9 protein-coding genes are annotated in these 20,783 nt (G+C 71.6%); 3 read left to right on the forward strand and 6 right to left on the reverse strand.

All coding sequences use genetic code 11. From position 1 onward, the window contains the following. Window positions 1-74: 74 nt before the first annotated feature. From IE178_RS19165 to IE178_RS19190, 6 genes are all read right to left on the reverse strand, one after another. Window positions 75-1,814, reverse strand: a complete 1,740-nt coding sequence (locus tag IE178_RS19165) for a hypothetical protein (RefSeq protein ID WP_193513159.1) — start codon at window positions 1,812-1,814, stop codon at window positions 75-77. Then, complete coding sequence (locus IE178_RS19170; protein WP_318280128.1) at window positions 1,814-7,279, reverse strand: DEAD/DEAH box helicase; 5,466 nt, start codon at window positions 7,277-7,279, stop codon at window positions 1,814-1,816. The genes IE178_RS19165 and IE178_RS19170 overlap by 1 nt, the downstream gene beginning before the upstream one ends. Continuing rightward, a complete protein-coding gene (locus IE178_RS19175) occupies window positions 7,276-8,268 on the reverse strand; it encodes a hypothetical protein (RefSeq protein WP_193513160.1) in 993 nt (330 codons plus the stop codon). Before IE178_RS19175 ends, IE178_RS19170 begins: the two co-directional genes overlap by 4 nt. Then, entirely contained in the window at window positions 8,265-10,307 is a 2,043-nt protein-coding gene (locus tag IE178_RS19180) for a hypothetical protein (protein ID WP_193513161.1), read from the reverse strand. Before IE178_RS19180 ends, IE178_RS19175 begins: the two co-directional genes overlap by 4 nt. An 886-nt stretch (window positions 10,308-11,193) precedes the next feature. Further along, the gene (locus IE178_RS19185; protein ID WP_193513162.1) at window positions 11,194-12,825 is read right to left on the reverse strand and encodes an RNase H family protein; all 1,632 of its coding nucleotides are present in this window, start codon (window positions 12,823-12,825) and stop codon (window positions 11,194-11,196) included. Window positions 12,826-13,004: 179 nt separating this feature from the next. Further along, window positions 13,005-13,709 (reverse strand): hypothetical protein, encoded by a 705-nt coding sequence (locus IE178_RS19190; protein ID WP_193513163.1) that lies wholly within the window; start codon window positions 13,707-13,709, stop codon window positions 13,005-13,007. Between the two features lie 447 nt (window positions 13,710-14,156). Between IE178_RS19190 and IE178_RS19195 the strand changes: the two genes are divergently transcribed. The 3 genes from IE178_RS19195 (at window position 14,157) to IE178_RS19205 (ending at window position 20,780) form a co-directional block, all read left to right on the forward strand. Next, window positions 14,157-16,292 (forward strand): N-6 DNA methylase, encoded by a 2,136-nt coding sequence (locus IE178_RS19195; protein ID WP_193513164.1) that lies wholly within the window; start codon window positions 14,157-14,159, stop codon window positions 16,290-16,292. 164 nt (window positions 16,293-16,456) lie between these two features. Then, complete coding sequence (locus IE178_RS19200) at window positions 16,457-17,746, forward strand: serine/threonine-protein kinase (RefSeq protein WP_193513165.1); 1,290 nt, start codon at window positions 16,457-16,459, stop codon at window positions 17,744-17,746. A 139-nt stretch (window positions 17,747-17,885) separates the two neighbouring features. Beyond that, entirely contained in the window at window positions 17,886-20,780 is a 2,895-nt protein-coding gene (locus tag IE178_RS19205) for a DEAD/DEAH box helicase (RefSeq protein ID WP_193513166.1), read from the forward strand. The last annotated feature ends 3 nt before the right edge of the window (window positions 20,781-20,783 follow it).

The raw sequence follows: 20,783 nt of genomic DNA on the forward strand, positions 1-20,783 counted from the left end.
CGGCCCGCGTCCCCGGTTCTGCCGGGCTCCGTCACCGGAGCCAGAACCACTGTCGCCTTTACCGGCTTTGTTGCTCACGATGTGCTGCTCTCTGGGTCTTCAACGGCTGCGGTGTCTTCAGCCAGGGCAAGGCGTTCAGTCGCCTTGGTGATTATTTCTCGGGCCGCCTCGGTGCGGGACCACGCGCGGTCGCTGTCCGTGGGCGGCGCGGTGAGCCTCTGCAGGGGCTCGGGCGGGAGTTCCAGCCGGTGGCTCGTGCCGGTGGGGTCCTTCCAGCGGTGCGGGGCGAGCGGAACGGCGAACCGGGGTACTTCCTGCTGCTCGCGCTCAGCTTTCTCGATCATGTCCTTGGCGCGGTTGATCCGGACGCGGCCGCTGTCGTCGAGCTCCTTCCTCAGGGCTCGCCAGGCCCTCTTCCAGTCGTCCGCCCCGTCGGGCACGCCGAGCAGCAGATAAGGGTTGAGCGGCTGGTCGCGTTCTCCGCCGGGCCGGTCCTCGAGGAAGCTCCGATTCTTCCGCAGCGTGGCCACGGCACCTCCGCCGAGCTGGTCCCGCACCGGGGGACGGCCTTCGGCGTCCTGCTCCAGGAGTTTGAGGGACTCCGTGATCTCGTGGCCGGCGCGCAGGTAGGCATGGATGTTCTGGGCCTCCCAGCGCACCGGCTGCGAGTGGTGCCGGAGCCTCGCGGCCATCGTGAGCACAGCCCTCCTCCGCTGTTCCGCCGTCTCGTCGTCCCCGCGGAGGAGGGCACGGTGCATCTGCCGCACGGCCCTGATCAGGGTCCGCACGCCGATCCAGCCGTTGAACATTCTGTTGGTCGCGCTGCGCACGCTGGGGTGAACCCGCTCCAGGAGAACCCACAGCCGCTCGTCGGCGACGAGGTCGTCCGGGGCCTCTCCGGTCCGCCGCACCTCGCGCAGGGCGTCCGCGAGCTTCTGTGTCGGCGGCAGGAGGTCGGTCCACTCCTCGGCGATGGCCTTGGCGTCGTTGGCCTGCAGCCTCACCAGCAGGCGCCAGTCCTGCGGCCAGTCACGGCCGGGTTCCGTTCCCGGGCCTGCCTGCCGGCGCTCCCGTTCCAGGGGCCAGGCCAACACGTCCATTTCCTCGTCGGTGAGGGACGCCGGATCCAGGCGGGCGCGGAAGTAGGCGGCACGAGAGGTGCCGTCGTACTCGGGGACCGCGCCGATCCACTCCTCGTCGATGTAGTCGTCGAGAAGCGGCCGGGGAAGCTTCGCCAGGAGCGCCCTCTGCCGAGGGACCGGCAGGTTGTTCTCCATCAGGCGACGGTCGTCCTGGTAGATCTGCCACATGCTGCCCGGCTCCCCCAGGAGCCGCAGCGGCTTGTCCTCCACCAGGGCGCGGGCGCGGTCGTCGAGCCGGTCGTTGAGAACGTCCAGCCCGTGGTCATGCGCCATGACGAGCACGGAGACGCCCGCGACCGGGTCGTCCTGACGGGACGCTGCACCGGCCGCGGCCCGGGCCAGTTTCCGCGCGGAGAGCGTTCCGGTCTCCGCCTTCAGCGCGTCGGGCAGCATGATGTCGGCGAAGGAGCGGGCGCGCTCCCAGGCCTCCCGGTCGGCGAATCCTTCGGGGACCGGCTGGGGCACGGCCGGTCCCGGCTCCGGCTGCTTCTGCGGCGGAACGACCGGAGCAGGGCCGCCGACTGCTTCCGCGACCTGCGGAGCTCCCCCAAGGGTCCGGCCTTGGGTGCGGGCTTGGTGGAGGGCGAGGCGGCGGGCCATCTCGCGCTGCCGCAGCTCCTCCACGCGGGCCTGCTCGTCCTGGCCCGCTCCCATCGGAATTCCTGCCGTCATCAGAAGTCCTCCGCGAAGATGCGCACCTGCTCGATCACCGCGGCAGGGGTCCGGTCCAGGCTGTAGGAGTCGGCGAAGGCGATCCTCGCCGCGAGGCCGCCGCCACGGACCTCGTTACGCAGGGCCTGGAGCCGTTCGTTCCCGCATTCGCCGGTGGCGGACTCCAGCGGATGCTTGACGGCGACCGCGACGGGCTCGCCGGTGAAGTCCGAGGTGAAGAGCGCCACCGGTCCGGCGGCGGTCTCCTTCAGACTGACGTTGGGCTCCTCGCCCGCCCACCCCTTCAGCAGGAGGGCGTGCTTGTCCGGGTCGATCTGCACTTTCCGGCCGCGCAGGGCGTCGGTCAGGTCGCGGGCGAGCCTCCAGTCGTACAGCGGGTGGAGGCGCATGTTGGAGTAGTCGCGAAGGCAGGCGTAGCAGGAGCTGTGGCAGTTCTGCGCATGATGGCCGGCCTCTAGGTCGTGCACGTACCGGTCGACAGCCTGGAGGAACTTCTCGATGTGTTCCTCCGAACCGAGGTAGGTGCTGAAGCCCGCGCCGTTGTCGAGGCTGTCCGCCAGGTAGGCCATGACGGGAGCGGCCACCGGGGCGTCCGAGCCGTGGATGCCGCTGAGGAGTTCCTCCGGCTGCACGTCCAGGTGCGGGGCTGCGGCACGGCGCAGCAGGGCCGCCAGCGAGTACCAGGCGGCGCGCCGGCCGTGGTAAGCCTCGGGGAAGCCATCGATCTGCTGCGACTTCGAGATGTCGAAGCGGAGGCCCCGGTTCGTGTCGAGGGCGCCCTTGGCCCCGATGAAGAGCATGTCGGTGTGCTGGGTGGCGCCGAGGGCGATCTCCAGGTCGGCTTCCTCCTTGGGATGGTCCAGAGCGAGGTATCCGCGCCACGGGCCGGTGTTCTTGACGAACCGGAAGAGCTTCCCGCCGTTGGTGTTGACGATGTAGCGGTCTCCGCTGCCGGTGTGAACGACCATCCAGTCGTCGGCGGCGCGGTGGATGCGTGGGGCGGTCTTCTCCAGGTCGGTGGCGGTCCGTGCGCTGGTGGCGTTGGAGCCGAGCTCCCGGTATCCGTCGTAGTCCCGTGCTTCGCGGGCGGCCCTGAAGCCTGCGGGCTCCCGGAAGGGAACGGTCCTGTAGTACTTGCTCTCCGCTCCGCAGGCGGGGCAGGTGCCGGCGCCCCCGATTTCCGGGTCGACGACGGCCTGCGGGTCCACGTGGGAGCAGATCCGGCACATCGCGACCAACTGTTCCGGTCCGAACGGGTCCTCGGCAGCCTGTACTCCGCGACCGCTCGGGACGAGGGAGACCACTCCGATGGAGCGGAGCAGACGGCCGTCCTGCGGGGTTTCGCTGCCCGGTGCGAACTTGCTGAGGGCGGCGGCGAGGTCGCGGTTGACGGAGTCGGCCGGCGGCCAGGGGAAGGTCTTCTGCGGGATGCTCCGGTAGAGGAGGCGGGAGCGGGTCGGGAAGCCGAACATGGGCAGGAGACCCGCCTCTGCCAGCCGCTGGCTGAGGTCGGAGTGGCCGACCGTCCGGGCTGCCACCTCGTCGACCTGGCCGAGGAGTTCGTCGATGGCAGCCAAGGGTTCGATGGCGGCGATGCTCTCCGGTGTTCCGGCCTGGAAGGCGGCGGCAGCGGATCTGATGCGGTCCGGGTGCTGGCCGATCCAGCGGCGGACGGCACCGCGATGCACCGGCCAGTCGGCGGCGAGACCGAACTGTCCGTGGACGTTGGACGTCATGTCCGGCCCCTTACGGCGGTCCTCCGGCTGCAGAGGCTCGAAGGCCTGGCGCAGCACCTCTCCCAACAGGACCCGCCGGAAGACGGAGACCATGCCGAGGACCAGGTAGGGCGGCGGAGTCGGATCGTTGGTGATGGCTTCCGGGCGGGCGAAGTAGTGCTCGTCGTGACTGCGGCCGCGGCAGACGGTGAGGGCCACGGCGACCGGGCTGTTGCGTCGGCCCGCGCGCCCCACCCGCTGCTGGTAGTTGAAGCGGGTGGGCGGCATGTTGGCCATGATCACGGTGTTGAGGGGGCCGATGTCGACACCGGCCTCCATGGTCGTGGTCACGGAGAGCAGTTCCAGGCCGTCCGCCTGCGGGACGTCGTTGTCGCCGAGGAAGACGTCCTGGAAGAGGCTTTGCCGACGCTGGGCCTCCAGCCGGTCCGTCTGGCCGGTCAGCTCCGCGGTGCGCAGGGGGAAGTCGCCGGTGCGGTGGGCGGCCTTCCATGCGTAGTAGTCGTCTTCGAGGACTCCGCTGTACGGCTGGGTCACTGCGGGCAGCGGGGTCAAACACTTGGTGCACAGCCCCGCACCCGGGTGAAGGTGCGGCCGGTGGCAGGAACCGCACGTCCAGGTCTTGTTCTCGCCGGGACGGAGCGCCACCTTCTCCGGCTTGATGACGTAATCGACCACGGCATCCTTCCAGACGCCGAGGACCCGGTCCTCGATCGTCTGCACATCGGTGCCCTGGCGTTCGGCGACCTGCTTCCAGAAACGCCTCAGAGGCGCAGGCGGCCTCTGCAGAGAGGAACGTATCCGGGTGAAGCGCCGCATCAAACCGAGGATTCGCAGACTGGCCCGCGCCACGGCCTGATCGCTGTCCGGGCCGATCTCCGCGGGTGAGCGGTCGTCGCGCAGGCAGAGCCAGCCGAGTCCGAGCGATTCGAAGTCACGGCCGCCGCCGGAGAACAGGCTGCCGATGGTCTCGAGGCGGAGGCGGGAGCGAAGGCGGTTGAGGAGTTCCTGCTGTGCCTGGGTCTCCACCACCGCTTCCCGGTCCCGCTCCCAGTTGTAGAGCGCGGTCCAGGGCTGTCCGGCCGAGGTCTGCTGGAGCGAGGCCGCGGGACCGGCGGGGTTGGTGCCGTACTGCAGGAGCATGCCTTCGAGGTCGGAGGCGAGGTTGTCCAGGGAGGGCAGTTCGGAGAGGTTCCGCTCCAGGTCGGGCAGGAGTTCCGGTTCCGCGTCGAGGTCGTCGGCGAGGATCGCCTTCAGGCGCCCCCAATGCGCCGGGTCGCGGTCCCGCAGCCGTTCCATGGCGGCACGGGCATCCGCACGATCGACCGGCTCCCCGGCGTAGTGGGCCTTCACGAGCTGAAGGTCTGCGAACGGATCCCCCTGATTCTCGACGGCCTCGGCGCTGAGCAGGCGGAGAAGGTCCTGGTGGTGGCGCAGGGCAAGACCGCTGGCGAGCTCGGAGGCGTCGTCACGGCTGTCGGAGAAGGCGATCGCCTTGCGCCGGCCGTCGGGAAGGTGGCCGAGGGCTTCGGTCACCAGCACCTGGTTGATCTTGTAGAAACCGGTGCGCATCCGCCGGACCGGCGCGTTGCGCAGCCGGTCAGGGGATTCCAGCGGGACGAAACGGCCGTCCCTGTCGTACTTGATCTCCCAGTCGTCGCCGCAGGCGGGGCAGCGGGTGGGGAAGGCCTGGAGCCGGGCCGGATCGTAGGCCGGCTTCTTGCTCTCCTTGTCCGGGGGCACGGAGATGTGGAACGACCATCCGGTGTGCTGAACGCCCCGGTTCTCCAGGCGGCCGGTGGCGGGCTGATAGGCGCTGCGGCGGAACTCGAACTCGACCTGCGGCCCGCCGTCGGACAGGCCCGCGTGCCAGCCGGGGTCGTCGAGGCCGAGGCCCTTGGTGCGCGGCCAGTACACGACGTAGTTCGCCGCCGTGGGTGCGCCGCTGGCCTCGTCGGGGAGCAGGTCCAGGTCCGGGAAGTCGGTGTGGAGGGCACCGGTGAACGTGCGCCGCTGGGTGTCCTTGGGGCTCGCGTATCCGCCGAGCATGAGGTCGCCGCAGGCCTGGCAGGAGAGAAGTTCCAGTACGCGGGCGCCGCAGGTGCAGCGGGAGGTGGGCTCGGCGAAGAGGCGGCCGACCCGCCGTTCGGGGCCCTGCTGCACGGGGACATGGGGACAGTTCGGATCGGAACAGGCCCAGATGCCCTCGATGTTCCGGAAGAAGAAGTGGGCTCGGAGCTGGGGAAGTTCGGGGTCCTGTGCGTAGCCGAGTATGCGCAGAACGCCGTGGAGAGCGTCCTGGCGCTGTTCCTCGGGGACGGACGGGAACAAACTCTTCGCCAGTTCGGGGGCGGGCAGAGCACGGGGCTTGCCGCCTGGAGTGAGTGCGCGTTGGAGCGCCGGGCCGAGGCCGGTCTCCCGGGCCAGGACTACGGCTTCGTCCTGGGTGACGGGGGCCTTCGCGGCCTGCGTGAGGCGTTCGGCGTGTGCGGCCAGGTCGCCCTCGCCGTGAGTCTCCTTCGCCTTTCCGGGAATGATCACGCGTCGGGACCCGGGCAGGGCGAAGAACCCGTCGAGGAACGCGTCGTCCCGGCCGGCCTCCAGGGAGGCGGAGGCGGCGAGCACACGCAGCTTCTCGGGGTACTTGTCGAGGCCGAGGCGGTGGCGGAGGTTGCGCAGCAGGTAGGCCACCTCGGTGCCGGCCGTGCCGCGGTACATGTGGAGTTCGTCGAGGATCAGGGTGAAGCGGGCGCCAGGGGTCTCCTCCAGCCACTTCCTCGTGGCGCTGAAGATGTGCTCCTCCTGCTTGCGGAGCAGCATGATGTTCAGCATCGAGTAGTTGGTGACCATGATGTCCGGCGGCGCGGCCTGCATGTCCCAGCGGGCGTGCATCTCCGCTCCGCCGAGGCGCGGGATGAAGGGTCGCAGCTCCTCGTCGAGCTTCTCGTCGGCCTTGCGCTGCCGTTCCTGGACCTCCCGCAGGTACTGCCGGAGACGGAAGTTCGCCGGCTCGGAGTCGCGGCTGCCGGAGACGGGGGTGGCTCCTGTGTAGCGGCCGAAGTAGAAGCGGTGTCCTTTGCGCTTCCGGTCCAGCCATGCGTGGGCCTCGCGGCTGTCCAGCGACTTCCGGAGCCGGACCAGCTGGTCGTCGGCGAGGGCGTTGGTGGGGTAAAGAATCAGCACGCGCAGGGCGGCGGGGTGCCCGTGCTCGCCCTGCCGGCTGGGCACGTACTCGCCGTCTCCCTGCCACCATTCCCGCTGCACCGCACGGGTGCCCTGCCAGTGTGCGGACTCGGCGACCAGGTCGGCGAGGACCGGCAGCAGGAAGGACTCCGTCTTGCCGGAACCGGTGCCCGCGGTGACCACGAAGTCCTTGCCCTCGCAGGCGGCGACCAGGGCGTCGTGCTGATGCTGGTAGAGGCTGGACACACCGCCGGGGAGGGTGAAGCGGGCGAACTCGGCCGCGTCGGGGTGCGCCCCTGCCTCGGCGAAGGACTCCGCGATGCTGAGGCCCCGGGGGGCGTACTGCGGACGCAGTTCGATCAGCGGGTCGCGCCAGGCCCCGTTGTCCCGGTTCAGGAGGTTGCGTCGTTCCTCCATGACGGAACGGTCGTCGACGCCGAACGGGGTGTCGTAGTAGCGGAAGAGTGCGCTGCGCAGGTCGTCGAACGTGCCCATGACGTCCTGGACATCGGTGTTCGTCACCTCCGCTGTCTGCTGTTCGACGCTCACTTGGTCCTCCCGCCGGTGGCCGCCACCGGTCGTGGCGTGATCTCCAGGTTCTGCTGCAGCGAGGCCGCGATCGCCTCGGCGAGCGCCCTCGGCACGTTGTCGTACGCACGGGTCTGTGCCTGCTTGCCCACCGAGGGAGGGAAGCCGCTGCACAGGACGGCCGCGCGCTCGTGCAAGGCGGGCAGGGGCGCGTACCGGTCGATGAAGAGCCGGCCGATGCCGGCACGGCCCTTGCCGGATTCCGGCCGCCAGCGCATCGCGCCGATGCGGTGGCGGGCGAGCTCCAGGTAGACGCCCGTCTCGCGTTCCACCGCGTGGAAGACGCCGTTGCGGCGGACGCGGGTCAGGCGTGCGTAGTCGGCTCCGCGCCACCGGTACAGGCCGTCCTCGTCGTCCCCCGCCACGGGGACGAACCGCTGGAGGCGCAGCTCGTACTTCTCCAGCGTGTCGGCGGTGCTCCCACCGGGCGGTGCGGACTCGGGCCCCGGCGCCGCCTGCGGAAGCAGCTCCGTCAACTGCAGGGCGGCGCAGGGCACGTAGCGGACCCTGAGGGACTTCGCGGCTTCCTGCAGGGTCCGCTGGTCCTCGTACTGGAACAGGAGGGTGTCGGGCAGTGGGGCCTCACCGGCCTCCGGCCAGTGCGGGACGGTGATCAGCTCCATCCACTCCCGTGCCGCCTCCTCGATACGCGTGCTGATCCGCGCGGTGCGCGCACCGGTCAGCACCGCGAGGCCGTCGGCGTGGGGCAGCCGGGTCAGCACCGGCGGGGCCACCGACCAGCGGTCGGCGCGCAGGTCCACGTCGATGAAGCCGAGGGCGGCGGCCTTGCGCATCCAGTCCCAGTCGGCGTACTCCTCCAGCTCCAGGCCACATGCCTGGGCCTGGCCGCGGATCCCGTCGCGCAGTGCGGACGCCTTGCCGCTGCGGCTCTCGCTCAGCCAGCGCAGGAGGATTCCGCCGAACTCGGTGGTGCTCATCGGTCCCGTCATCGGTCAAGCTCCTTCGCTGCCTGTACGTACGCGGCCCACGAGGGTTCGACGGACGCCTGCTGGGCGGTCAGGACGGCGCGGGCCCATGCCCGCGGGTTGCCGGCGCTCTTCGGCTTCGGCGTTCCGGGGTTCACCGGGCGGCCCTTCCAGCGTCCGCTCCGGCGCTCCAGGAGCCAGCCGCCGATGCCGTGGAAGCCGGCCTCGAAGCGGAGCGGGGCGGCGGTGTCGGGGAGGCGTTCCGTCCACCAGTCCGGTTGCTCCGGTGCCTCCAACGTCCACAGCCGTCCGTCGGCCGCCGCGAACAGCACCTCGTCCGCGTCCCGGCGGCACAGCTCCATGACGGCTGCCGCGTCCTGGGTCGTGGCGCTCGTGCAGTCGGCGCCGGTGATGCCGGTCGGCAGGGTCTGCCCGTCGAGGAGGGAGGGCGACTCCGAGGCCTTGCCGTCCACGACGGTGAAGCCGCAGACCTTGGTCACCTTCGGCTCGACGACGGCCTGATCCGCGGTGGCGAAGCCGATGTCCGCGCCTGCATAACTCACCGAGTGGCGGCCCGGCTCCAGCCGGAGCACGGCCAGGGGGACGGGGCGGCCCGCGGCGATCGCCTTTCTGAGCTCGGGCCGCTCGTTTCCGTCGATCAGGAGGGTGCCCGTGCCCTCCGTGGCGTCCGGGAGGACCACCTGGGGCTCGCCTCCCCGCAGGTACAAGTGGGGATCGAGCGAGGGCGCGAGCTTCAGTCCGCCTTCCAGGCGGAGCTTGAACTGGGCTGGGGGCTGCAGGAGACCGACCGCGCCCTGGACCTCCTGGAGCGCCCGGCGCAGCGTGACCGCGTCGTCGAAGGTGACGGGCTTGTGCAGGGACCAGCCCTGCGGCACCCAGGCCAGCTTGCTGGTGTCGGCGCTCCGGCCCGTGGTCGCGGCCTTGTCCAGCAGCCGCTGCACGTCCCGCTGCGCGGTCGGGGCGGCGAGCACCACGTGTGCCTCTCCCGGGCGGAAGCCGGCGGTGCCGGCCCAGACGCCGAGCACGTCGTCCCGTGCGAGCACCAGGACAGAGGAGGAGGGGCGGCTGAGCACCAGATTGTCCCCGTCGCGGCGGATGCCCCTGGTGAGGGTGTCCGCGCTCGGGGCGGGCAGGCCCGTCACCTCGTAGTAGGCGGTGTCGCCGAGCTGCTCGAGGACGACTCCCCCCTTGAGCTCGATGCGCTGCCTCTGCTCCGCGGACCGCAGGCGCGCCACCCAGCCGAGACGCCCCGCGTCCAGCCGCACCAGGAGTTCGGCCCGGGTGACACCAGTGGGCACCAGCTCGTCCGAACCGTCCCACGAAGCCGCGTAGTTGCCGATCAGCTTGGCGAGGAGGGGGCGGAATTCCGCCTCTTGCAGAGCGTTGCGGAAGCCCTTGGAGAAGTGCTGTTCCATGCCCCGGATCTCGATCTGGGCCAGCAGCGTCTCCCCCGGCAGGGGCCAGGTCGTGCCGTGTTCCCGCAACGACCGGAAGAACTTCGGCATGAAGGACCGGTCCGCGCCGCTGAGGAGCGCCTGGGACTGGGCGAACCCGATCATGCTGCGGTTCGAGGGCAGGTCGGCGGGGGCGGGAATGGTGCAGAGGCCCCGCGCGCCCTTCTGGCTGTGCTGCCAGGAGGCCAGCACCTGCCACATCCGGGAGATGGGCTCATAGTGGTGGCTGCCCAGTTGCTTGTCGTCGCCCGTCAACAGCTCGGAGAAGCGGGCGTGGTAGGCGGTGGCCCGGTGGTTCCGGTCGTTCACCATCCGGGACGCGGCCATCACCGAGCAGGCCAGCAGCGGCAGGAAGGCGGGCACGCCGTCCTTGTCCCGCTGCCGCTTGCGCCAGCGGTAGTCCTCCATTGCGCTGTACGGTTCCGCGGTCCCCAACCTCAGGAACCTGCCCACGCACTGGGCGAGGGGCTCCTCCATGCCGTATCCGTGCCGCAGCTCCTGCTCCACGTCGTCGTCGACGTAGAACAACGTCGGGTGGCCGGCGTGCTGCCGTCCGAAGAACTCTTCGGCCAGCACTTCCTGCCACACCTGATAAGAATGATCCACTCTGTCCCCAAAAGAGAGGTTCCAATGCCCTTTTTCGCAAAATCCCCCGGCATGGAACGGTCTTCCGCGTCACCCTGAACCCGCTACTGACAACGAGCTACCAGCGAACGCCCTCTCGGGCGCAGCCCTCGACTGCACTTGCCCGACGTAACCTGGCGGCACGCAACACACAGAGACGCCCCACTTATCCCCCACCGTTTCCACAAGCGTTCATAACGGTGCTCGCACAACCACCCAGAAGACATGGCCAGAGCTTCACCAAGGGCGATGCACCCGCAGCAATCGCGGCCCCCACCGCGATCACCCAGGAACACCAATTGATTGACCCTACAACCAAAGACTCCCCGCCGAAGAGCGCACGGTACTTTTCGACCGCCCCGGTCCCTTGGGAATCCTCTATATCCATGACTGGATGTTGAACTGCCGGTCGAAGGCTTCGTCGTACGAGCAGCACCTGGCGACGGTGGCATGAGGGTTGCCGGAGACCTTGACGGGACGGACTTCAAGCCGCTTCCACATCTCCGCGTGTTCCATGGATCCGCTGAACCGAAAAGGGCAGTTGCTCGCCAGGCCTTGAGCATATGGGCGAGGAAGTCGCAGTACCCGCCGGAGCAGTTCCATTCGTCGAGCGCCTTGAGGGCGTGAAGCCGGGACTCCATGAGGATGTGGTGCCACCGGGGATGGGCCATGAAGAGGGTCGCTCACTTTCGTCGCGGGACGGGGAAATCGGTTCTCAGGGTGGTAGGGCTGTCCGCGGACGGCGTCACGCGAGCTGTCCCCGCGGCTCCTGCGGCTGTCCGTGTCGACGTGCCGGTACGAGGACGAAGAAGACCGTGAGACTCGGCAACTGCCGCCGTGCGCCGTGAACTCAGGCAGCGACCGGGAGGGGGCCGGCTCCGGAACCGAGCGAGCGCAGGATCCGTGCCTCCTCCTTCCGGGCGGCGGCGGAAGGGATTCGGCCGCTGACGCGGCGGAGGGCGAGGCGGGCGAAGGCGTCGGCTGTTTCGTTGAGGTCGTGTCCGATGTGGCCCTTCAGCCAGCGGACCTGGACGCGGTGGCGATGGCGCACCAGGCGGTCCATCAGCTGCCGGCTCTCCGGGAAGAGGAGGGTGCGGTGGGCGGCTGCCGGGTCGGCGGAGCGCAGGGCCGCGTCGACCGCGTCGACCGCCTCGGTACTGTCGCACAGGAGGACGACGGGTGCGTCCTCGTGGTGTTCGAGGAGGCTGAGGGCGGCGGCGCAGACACCGATGACTTCGGCCTCACCGCTGCTCGAGGCCAGGGAGTCGCCGTGTCCGGTCGTCCCGTCCTCGGCGGCCCAGCCGTAGCCGCACAGTGCCGACTCGTCACCGACGGCGGCGTCGGCGACGGCCACGACGGCGGTGTCGGGGAGGTCGGCGAGCAGGGCGTAGCGGTCCTCGTCCGCCGGAACCGTTGCCGTCGGATGTTCGTCGTCGCCGCCCTCACCCGTGTCGGCGGGAGGGGCGTCGGCGAGGACGGCGGCGAGCGCGCCGTGGCAGTGCGGGCAGCCGTCGGCCTGTTCGGAGCAGTGCGCCTGGTGCCTCTCGGTCAGCTCACACACGCTGTGCCACACCTCGGGCTCGGCGTCGGCGAAGCGCGCCAGGGCCTCGGCGCGACACTGCGCGATGAGCTCTGCGAAGGGCTCCGTGTTCACGGAGATCCACATCCGGTCGTGCAGCTCCACGACCCGCAGCAGGGCCTCGCGGGAGCGGGCGGCGAGCACCGCGGTGTCCTGGTAGGCGTCGTCCAGGGCGTCGAGTCGGGTGCGCCGTGCGGAGAGAGAGCAGGCCAGCACCTCCCGTTCGGCCCGGCCGATCGCGTAGCGGCCCCAGGCCAGCGCGGCACGGGCGTGGCGGCTCCACCGTTCGGCCACCGCGTCGTGCGGGAGGTACGGGTTCTCCTCCTCCCGGGCGTCGCGCAGGAGGGCCCGGACGAAGGCGTCGTCGTCGCAATCCCGCAATTCGCGTACCGGTGCGGGCAGTTCGTCTCCTGCCGTTTGCCGGTTCCAGGCCCACTGGCCGAGGTCGCTCTCCGGCGCCTGCGGTGTGCCGTCCGGCAGTCCCCTGTCGCGGAGTTCCTGCCGCAGGGCCTCGGCGAAGGCCGCCGGGGACGCCGTGCGCGCCACCCTCAGCTCCAGTGTGTCCGCCGGCCGGGAACGGCCGGCGGGGCGGCGGGCACGCTGCTCCTTGTACCGGGCCTCCGCCTGCGACCGGGCCCGTCGCACTCTGCGCGCGTGGGCGCGCAGCCGTCGCAGCCGCTCGGGGAGCTGAGCCGAGAGTTCCGCGCGCCGGACGGCCCCGCGGGCGAGGACGTCGGCGTGGGCCAGAGCGACGGCGATGGGACCGGTGAGCGAAGCGTGTTCCAGGGCCGCTGCGACCTCCGGAGCGCAGATCCCGTTCATGCGGGCGAGGACGGCCTCCTGCAGGGCGGTGAAGTCGTCGGCGAAGCGGCGGATCAGCTCGGTGTGCTCGGTGATCGTCACGATGGCCTCCCAGGTCGCGGGTGGTGGTGGGCGGGGCCGCACAGGGTGCGTGATCGGACGTGGGTACGGGCGGGCCGGTGGGCCCGGCATCGGGGTGCACCCGATGCCGGCGGAGGCGTGAGCCCGCCGCCGTGCGAAGACGACGACGGCACCCGGCAGGGTCCCGTCCGCGGTCCGGGCTACCGCACCTGGCCGGTGAAGATGGCCGTGCGGTACCAGCCGGAGCCGGAGGTGTCGGTCGGCGTGATCTCGATCTGGGCGCTTCTGGCCGTCTTGGGGAACACGCAGGCCGCCTCCCAGGTCTGCGACTTGCCCGGCAGCAGGTGCGTGTCCGGCGTGCCGTCGAAGCCCGCGTCCGTGTCGAAGATCTCGTCGGCGCCGTCCGGGCAGGACAGACTGACCATGGTCAGGTCGATCGTGGACTCGGAGTCGTTCCGCATGGTGACGGAGAAGGCCAAGTAGGCCTCGCCGGACGGGCTGGCGTACTCACCGGAGGTGCCCCGGCTGAAGCCGCTCAGGTGCGCCTTGACGCCGTTGTTCCACGTGGCGGTCTTGTCCAGCGCGACGATGAAGGTGTCGCTGCCGGAGTCGTCCTGGGTGTCCTGCGCGTCCTCGGCGCTCCCGGTGTCCTGCGAGGCGCTGACGGTGGCCGTCGGCGGAGCGGTATCGGTCCGGGCGCCGCCGGCGGTGGAGCAGGCGCACAGGGAGCAACCCACGACCGTCGCGGCCACGGCGAGGACGGTTCTGCGCGGGCGGGACAGGGGCACCGCGATCAGCGCGAGGAGCGTCGAGGCACCGAGGGCGAGCCGTGCTCCGCGCCACGACGGCTTCCTCCCGGGCGACGGCTGCGCGGGCGCGAGGGGCGTCTGCGGCGCCCCCGGCATGCCCGTGGCCGGAGCCCGACCGGCCGCTGTCCGGTGCCGGGGACTGCCCGTGGATGCGGCGGAGACGGCACACGGGGGCGAAGAGCAGGGAGCGGACGGCGTGCCGGAGATGTTCGCGTAGCTCATGAGGCCATTTCTTCCGGGGCACCGCTCGGCATGGTCAGACGCATGGGTTCCCCCTGGGTGGTGGTCGATCGGCCGTCGCCGGCCCCGAGGTACCGCACGTCCCCCGGCATCCCGCCCAGAGGGGTCGGGACAGGACGAGGGGCCGGGCACTCGAGGACATGGCTGTGGCAAAGGAAGTGACACCTCACGCCGGGCAGCGTCGCTCACCGGCGGAAGCGTCTACATGTAAGCACGACCACGAAAGCACTGTCCAACAGCTTTTGGATGTTGACGCGTGCTGTAGGGTGTGATCACGCCGACCATCGGAGCCAGGAACCGTCCATGCCGCAGCCACCCGCACCATCCGCCCAGGTGACAGCCGCCGAGATCTCCCGCATCGCGGGCGTCACGCGCGCCACCGTCAGCAACTGGCGCCGTCGGCACGAGGACTTCCCCGCTCCCTCGGGCGGTACGGACAGCAGCCCGCTGTACGACCTGGAGGTGGTCCGCGCCTGGCTCGCCTCACGCGGACAGCACACGGCCGCCACGCCCAGCGGGGAGCTACGCACCACCCTGCGCCTCCGCGAGCGGGCCGGCGCCGGCACGTCCGACCTGCTCCTGCTGGTCCTGGCGGCGGCCCGCTGCCCCGCCGACGACCCCACCGGTCTGCTCGCGCTGCCCGACGCCGACCTGGTGAAGCAGGCGAACGAGGCGGCTGCCGGGGTCGCGGACGTGGTGCCGGACACGGAACCCGTCCGGTTCACCGCCGCCGACACCACGGTCTTGCGCGCCCTGCTGCTCTGCGTCCGCGACGAGGGCGCGCAGACGGCGCTGGGCATTCTGGCGGAGCGGGAGCTGGAGGACAGCGCCGCCAGCGGTGCCTACCGGACCCCGGCCCCGCTCGCCGACCTGCTGGCCCGCCTGATCCCGGGTTCCCCGGCCCGCGTCCTCGACCCCGCCTGCGGCAGCGGCACCCTGCTGTCGGCCGCCGCCGCGCGCGGCGCGCGCGAGCTGTACGGGCAGGACAGCCTCCCCGTCCAGGCACGGCGCACCGCGGTCGGCCTGACCCTGACGGCCGAGGAGGGCGCGGACGTCACCGTGCGCACGGGCGACAGCCTGCGCGCCGACGCCTTCCCGGACCTCACCGTCGACGCCGTGCTGTGCAACCCGCCCTACGGCGACCGGGACTGGGGCCACGACGAACTGGCCTACGACTCGCGCTGGGCGTACGGTTTCCCGCCCCGCGCCGAGTCCGAACTGGCCTGGGTCCAGCACGCGCTGTCCCACCTCGCACCGGGCGGCCACGCCGTGCTGCTCCTCCCGCCGGCCACGGCGTCCCGCTCCTCCGGCCGCCGCGTCCGCGCCGAGCTGATCCGCAGCGGCGCGCTGCGGGCGGTCGCGGCCCTGCCGCCGGGGGCGGCGATCCCGCTCCACATCGGCCTGCAGGTGTGGGTGCTGCAACGGCCGGAGCCGACCCGACCGGCGCACCAGACGGTGCTCTTCGTCGACACCGCGGGCGAGCCCACGGCTGCGGGGCGCGGCGGGAGCCGTGCCGATGCGGTGGACTGGGCGCGGGTGACGGAGCAAATCGTCTCCGCGTGGACGGCGTACGCCGAGGACCCGGACGGGTTCGAGGCGCGGGCCGGTGTGGCGCGGGCGGTGAGCGTGGTCGACCTGCTCGACGAGGTCGTCGACGTGACCCCGGCCCGGCAGGTGCGTGCCTCCCAGGTGGACGTCGACCCGCAGGAACTGGCCCGCGCGGCCGCGGCGGCCCGCGAAGGGCTGGCGGCGGCGGCGCGGACGGTGGCCGAGCTGGCCGGCACGGCGTCGTGGGACGCCGCGGGGGCTTCGGCCCGCGCGTGGCGCACGGCCACGGTGTCGGACCTGGCCCGGGGCGGGGCGCTGAAGGTGCTGCGTGCGGTTCCGGTCTCGCCGCGGGCGATGGCCACCGAGGCGGAGGCCGCCGTGGCGGGCGCCGACGGCGGGGAACGCAGGCCCGCTCTGACGAGCGGCGACATCGCCGGCGGGAGCGGGCCGACGGGGCAGGTTCCGGACGTGCAGGCCGAGCAGATGCCGGAGATCGCCGTGGGCGACGTCCTGGTCCGCAACCCGGTCGGCGGCACCGGCCCCGTGGCCCGGGTCGCGGGCGAGGCGGAGGCCGGCGCCCTGTTGGGGGCCGGCGTCCACCTGTTCCGGCCGGATCCGGCGCGGCTGGACCCCTGGTTCCTCCTGGGTTTCCTCAGCTCCGAGGCCAATCTGGCCGGCGCCTCGACCGGCAGCTCGACGCTCCACCTCACCCCAGGGCGGCTGCGCGTACCGCTGCTGCCGCTGGCGGAGCAGCGACGGTACGGGGAGGCGTTCCGGCACGTGCACGCGCTCCGGGCGGAGGCGCAGCGGGCGACACGGCAGGCGGAGGAGACGGCACGGCTGCTGTCGGGCGGACTCACGGGCGGCCAGTTGCTGCCGCGCGGGACGTGACTCCACGCCCATCGCGCGCACCCTCCGCACCTTCTTCGCCCATAGGCGTTGATATCTCCATTCCGCAACCCTCGGTACCGACCCCGAACCCATCCACTACCGTGTCTCCAGGCGCGCTTCGCGGCTGATCGGACGCTCGCCAGGACCGAATGTCGAGGACACACGTGCAGATCACGCCCCTGAACCCCGAGGATCCGCTCGCGCTGGGCGACTTCGAGCTCCTCGGCCGGATCGGTCAAGGAGGCATGGGCCAGGTCTTCCTGGGTGAGTCGCTCGGCGGTGAGCCCGCCGCGGTGAAGGTGATCAAACCGTCGGTCGTGGACTCCGAGTCCCGGCAGCGGTTCGCGCAGGAGATCGAGGTGCTCAAGACCATCTGGGGCCCTCGCATCGCGGCGTTCCTGGGAGCGGACGCGGAGGCGGAGCAGCCGTGGCTGGCCACGGAGTACGTGGACGGCCCGGACCTCGCGCGGCACCTCAAGACGCACGGGCCGCTGCCGTCCGTCCTGACCGCGGCGCTCGGCGCGATCCTCGCCGAGGCACTGTCGGCCGTGCACGCCCAGGGCCTGCTGCACCGTGACCTCAAGCCGGCCAACGTCCTGCTGGGACCGAACGGCCCGAAGATCATCGATTTCGGCCTGGCCGCGTTCACCGAGTCGAGTGTCTCCCTCACCGCCCCCCACCAGGTCGTCGGCACCCCGATCTGCATGGCTCCGGAGCAGGCCGCCGGGGTGAAGCCGCTGACGGCGGCGGTGGACGTGTACGCGCTGGGAGCGCTGCTGCTCTTCGCCGTGACGGGTCACTACCCGCATGAGGCGGCCACCCCGTACATGGTGTTCCACCTGGTCACGGACCCCGGTACGGCGCCGGACCTGTCCGGTGTGCCGGACGAACTGGCACCGCTCCTGACCGGCATGCTCGCCCAGGGCGCCGAGGACCGGCCGTCGCTGACCGAGGTGGTGCAGCAGTGCCGCTCGGTGATCGAGGCCCAGGGCATGAAGATCGCCCAGGCGCGTCGCAGGCTCACCGCGCACACCGCGGAGCAGCGGCAGCACAGGCCGGCGGTCCCCGCCGACAGCGTCCCCACCGTCGCCTGGCCCGCCCCCGCGCGTGACGCCCAGGTCACGGAGATCAGCCCGGCCGAACTGGAAACACCGGCCGACGCCCCGCCGGTCTCCCCCACCCGCGTCGAGACCGTTCCGGGCCCCGACGCCCCTCCGGCGCACGACTCCCCGGCCCCCTCCGACCCCCGGGTCCCCGGCTCCCCCGGCGTCGTGACCACCGAGCCGCGCGACCGTGCCGACGGTGCCCGGCGTGAGCGACCGGAGCCGGGCCGCCGCCCGCCCACGGACCCCGGGCGGCCGACGGCGGGAACGCGCACAGCGCGGCACTCCGTACAGGCCCGCAGGACGGCGGAGCGCCTGCGTACCGCGTACGCGGCGAAGGCCCCGTTCTGAGACCGGAGGCCGGTCGGCCGGGCCGGGCGTCACGCCCGCTCCCCCGGCTCCGTGTCCCGCCGTTCCGGCCGCGCCCCCACCGATCGCCCGCCCCACCACACATCCACCCGCACGACATGAAAGCCCGGGAGGCACCCGCGTGACCGCCGACTTGAGCACCGCTCCCGCGACGAGCGGCGAGGACGCCCAGTTCCCGCCGGGCGCCCAGATCCTCGTACGGGACGAGGTGTGGCTGGTGCGCAACGCGACGCGGACCGAGCACGACGGGGCCAGGATCGAGGCGGTCGGCGCGTCGGACTTCGTGCGCGACCAGGAGGCGGTGTTCTTCACCGGCCTCGACCGGATCGAACTGCTCGACCCCAGGCGGACCCGCCTGGTGCGGGACGACTCGCCGAACTTCCGCCGCTCGCGCCTGTTCCTGGAGGCGGTGCTGCGCAAGACGCCGCTGCCGCAGGCCGAGCGCGGCCTGGCGCTCGCGGACTCCTTCCTCCTGGACGCCCTCCCCTACCAGCAGCGTCCCGCCCAGCTCGCCCTGTCGGGCCGCAACCTGCGCCCCCGCCTGCTCATCGCGGACGTCGTCGGCCTCGGCAAGACCCTGGAGATCGGCCTCACCCTCGCCGAGCTGATCCGCCGCGGCCGGGGCGAGCGCATCCTCGTCGTCACCCCGCAGCACGTCCTGGAGCAGTTCCAGCACGAGCTGTGGACGCGGTTCGCGATCCCGCTGGTGCGCCTGGACTCGGTGGGCATCGAGCGGATCCAGCGGGAGATCCCGGCGGGCCGCAACCCGTTCACGTACTTCAAGCGGGTCATCGTCTCCATCGACACCCTGAAGAACACCGACCAGTACAAGCATCACCTGGAGCGGATCACCTGGGACGCGGTCGTCATCGACGAGTCGCACAACCTCATCAACAAGGGGTCCTTGCGCAACCAGCTGGCCCGCACCCTGGCCCCGCACACGGACGCCCTGCTGCTGGCCTCGGCGACCCCGCACAACGGTGACGCCCGTTCCTTCGCCGAGCTGATCTCGCTGCTCGACCCGGCCGCGATCCGCGACCCGGAGCACTACCGCGCCGAGGACATCAAGCACCTGTTCATCCGGCGTACGAAGGTCAGCCCCGAGGTGCGGGAGCAGATGAAGGGGCAGTGGGCGGACCGCGGCCCGTCGCGTTCGATCCGGGTGACGGCCACGCCGGCCGAGGAGAAGGTCTTCGAGGAGCTGGCGGCGGTGTGGCTGCCGTCCGACGGCTCGAAGTCGGTCAGCGACGTCCCCCTGTTCCCGTACACACTGCTGAAGTCCTTCCTCTCCTCGCACGCCGCGCTGAAGGCCACCGTCAGTACGCGCATCAAGACGCTGGAGAAGAAGGACGACCCGGAGGCTACGGCCGCCGAGCGCGCGGCCCTGCACCGGCTGCTGGAGCTGGCGTCGGGCATGACGGAGGCGGACTCGGGCAAGTTCGGGGCCCTGCTCGAGCAGTTGCGGGAGATCGGGGTCGGGCCGAAGTCCGACACCCGGGTCGTGGTGTTCTCCGAGCGGGTGCAGACCCTGGAGTGGCTGGCGCGGACCGTGCCGCTGGCCCTCGGCTTCAAGGGCAAGGCCGCTCAGGAGGCCGCCCGGGTCATGCACGGCGGCCTGTCGGACGAGCAGCAGATGCAGTGCGTGGAGGACTTCGGCCTCGCGGACACGCCGGTACGCATCCTGTTCACGGGCGACGTCGCCTCCGAGGGCGTCAACCTGCACCGCCAGTGCCACCAGCTCGTCCACTACGACGTGCCCTGGTCCCTGATCCGCATCGAGCAGCGCAACGGCCGCATCGACCGCTACGGGCAGCCGCACCAGCCACAGTTCCGGGCGCTGATCCTCACCAGCTCCGTCGACGGCGCCAAGGACGACACCCTCGTGTCGGAACGTCTGCTGGAGCGCGAGGCCGAGGCGCACCGGTCGCTGGGCACGGCGGAGGCGGTGTCCGGCCTGTACCGGGCGGAGGCCGAGGAGAAGTCCCTCATCCAGGACCTGCTGCGCGGCCGTGACGTGGACGAGTCCCTGGACGCCGGCCGCGGCTCCGGTACCGGTGACGACGACGGCATGGACGACTTCCTCGCCGACTTCTTCGGCGCGGTGAACGACGAGCCGGAGGACGACGACACCGGCGCCTCCGACGCGGGCGGCGGCGACGGCACCGGGGCGGTGCCCCGGGCGGACGTGCCCCGGCTGTTGGGCTCCGCCCGCGAGTTCCTCGACGAGGCGCTGCGCGAGGTCTACCCGGACGCCCACGAACGGCTGGACCTGTCCGCCGACCCCGAGACCGGTCTGCTCTCCTTCGTCCCGCCCTCCGACCTGGTCCACCGCCTCAAGGCGCTGCCTCCGGAATACGTCCGTGAGCAGGGCCTGCGCGACCGGCTGAAGGTCACCTTCAACCGGCGGCTCGCCGACAGCAGCCTGACGCGCGCCCGCGCCTCGGCGACGTCGAGCTGGCCGGACATCTCGCTGCTGACCGACCTGCACCCGGTAATGGAGTGGCTCACCGACAAGGTCCTGGTCCGCCTCGACCGCCAGGAGGCGCCGGTGCTGACCGCCGACGTGTCCCGGCCCACGTACCTCGTGCAGGGCATCTACTCCAACGCGCTCGGCCGGCCGACCGTCGTCAAGTGGATGGCGGTCACCACGGACGGCGAGGTCGACGACGACATGGTGGCGGTGCTGCGCCGCGCCCAGGTCGGCCCGACGATGGCGAACCCCGGCCTCACCCACGACACGGACCACCTCGCCGGGGCGATCCCCGGCGTCCTGGACACCGCGGAGGCGTTCCTGGAGCAGCGCCGCGAGGCGTGGGACGAACCGCTCAGGGCGCCCATCGAGGAGTACAAGGCCCGCCTGGGCGCGTGGGAGCAGCCGACGCTGACGACGGGCGGCGGCACCGCGCCCACCGCCACCCGCGACCGGCTCGCCTCCCTCGCGGACTCCCTGCTCACCACCGGCCGCCCGATGCTCCGCGTCCTCGCCGTCCTCGCCCCGGCCCACGCCGCCGCCTGACCG

Source organism: Streptomyces griseoloalbus (assembly GCA_014650015.1).
GTDB classification, from domain to species: Bacteria; Actinomycetota; Actinomycetes; order Streptomycetales; family Streptomycetaceae; genus Streptomyces; species Streptomyces griseoloalbus.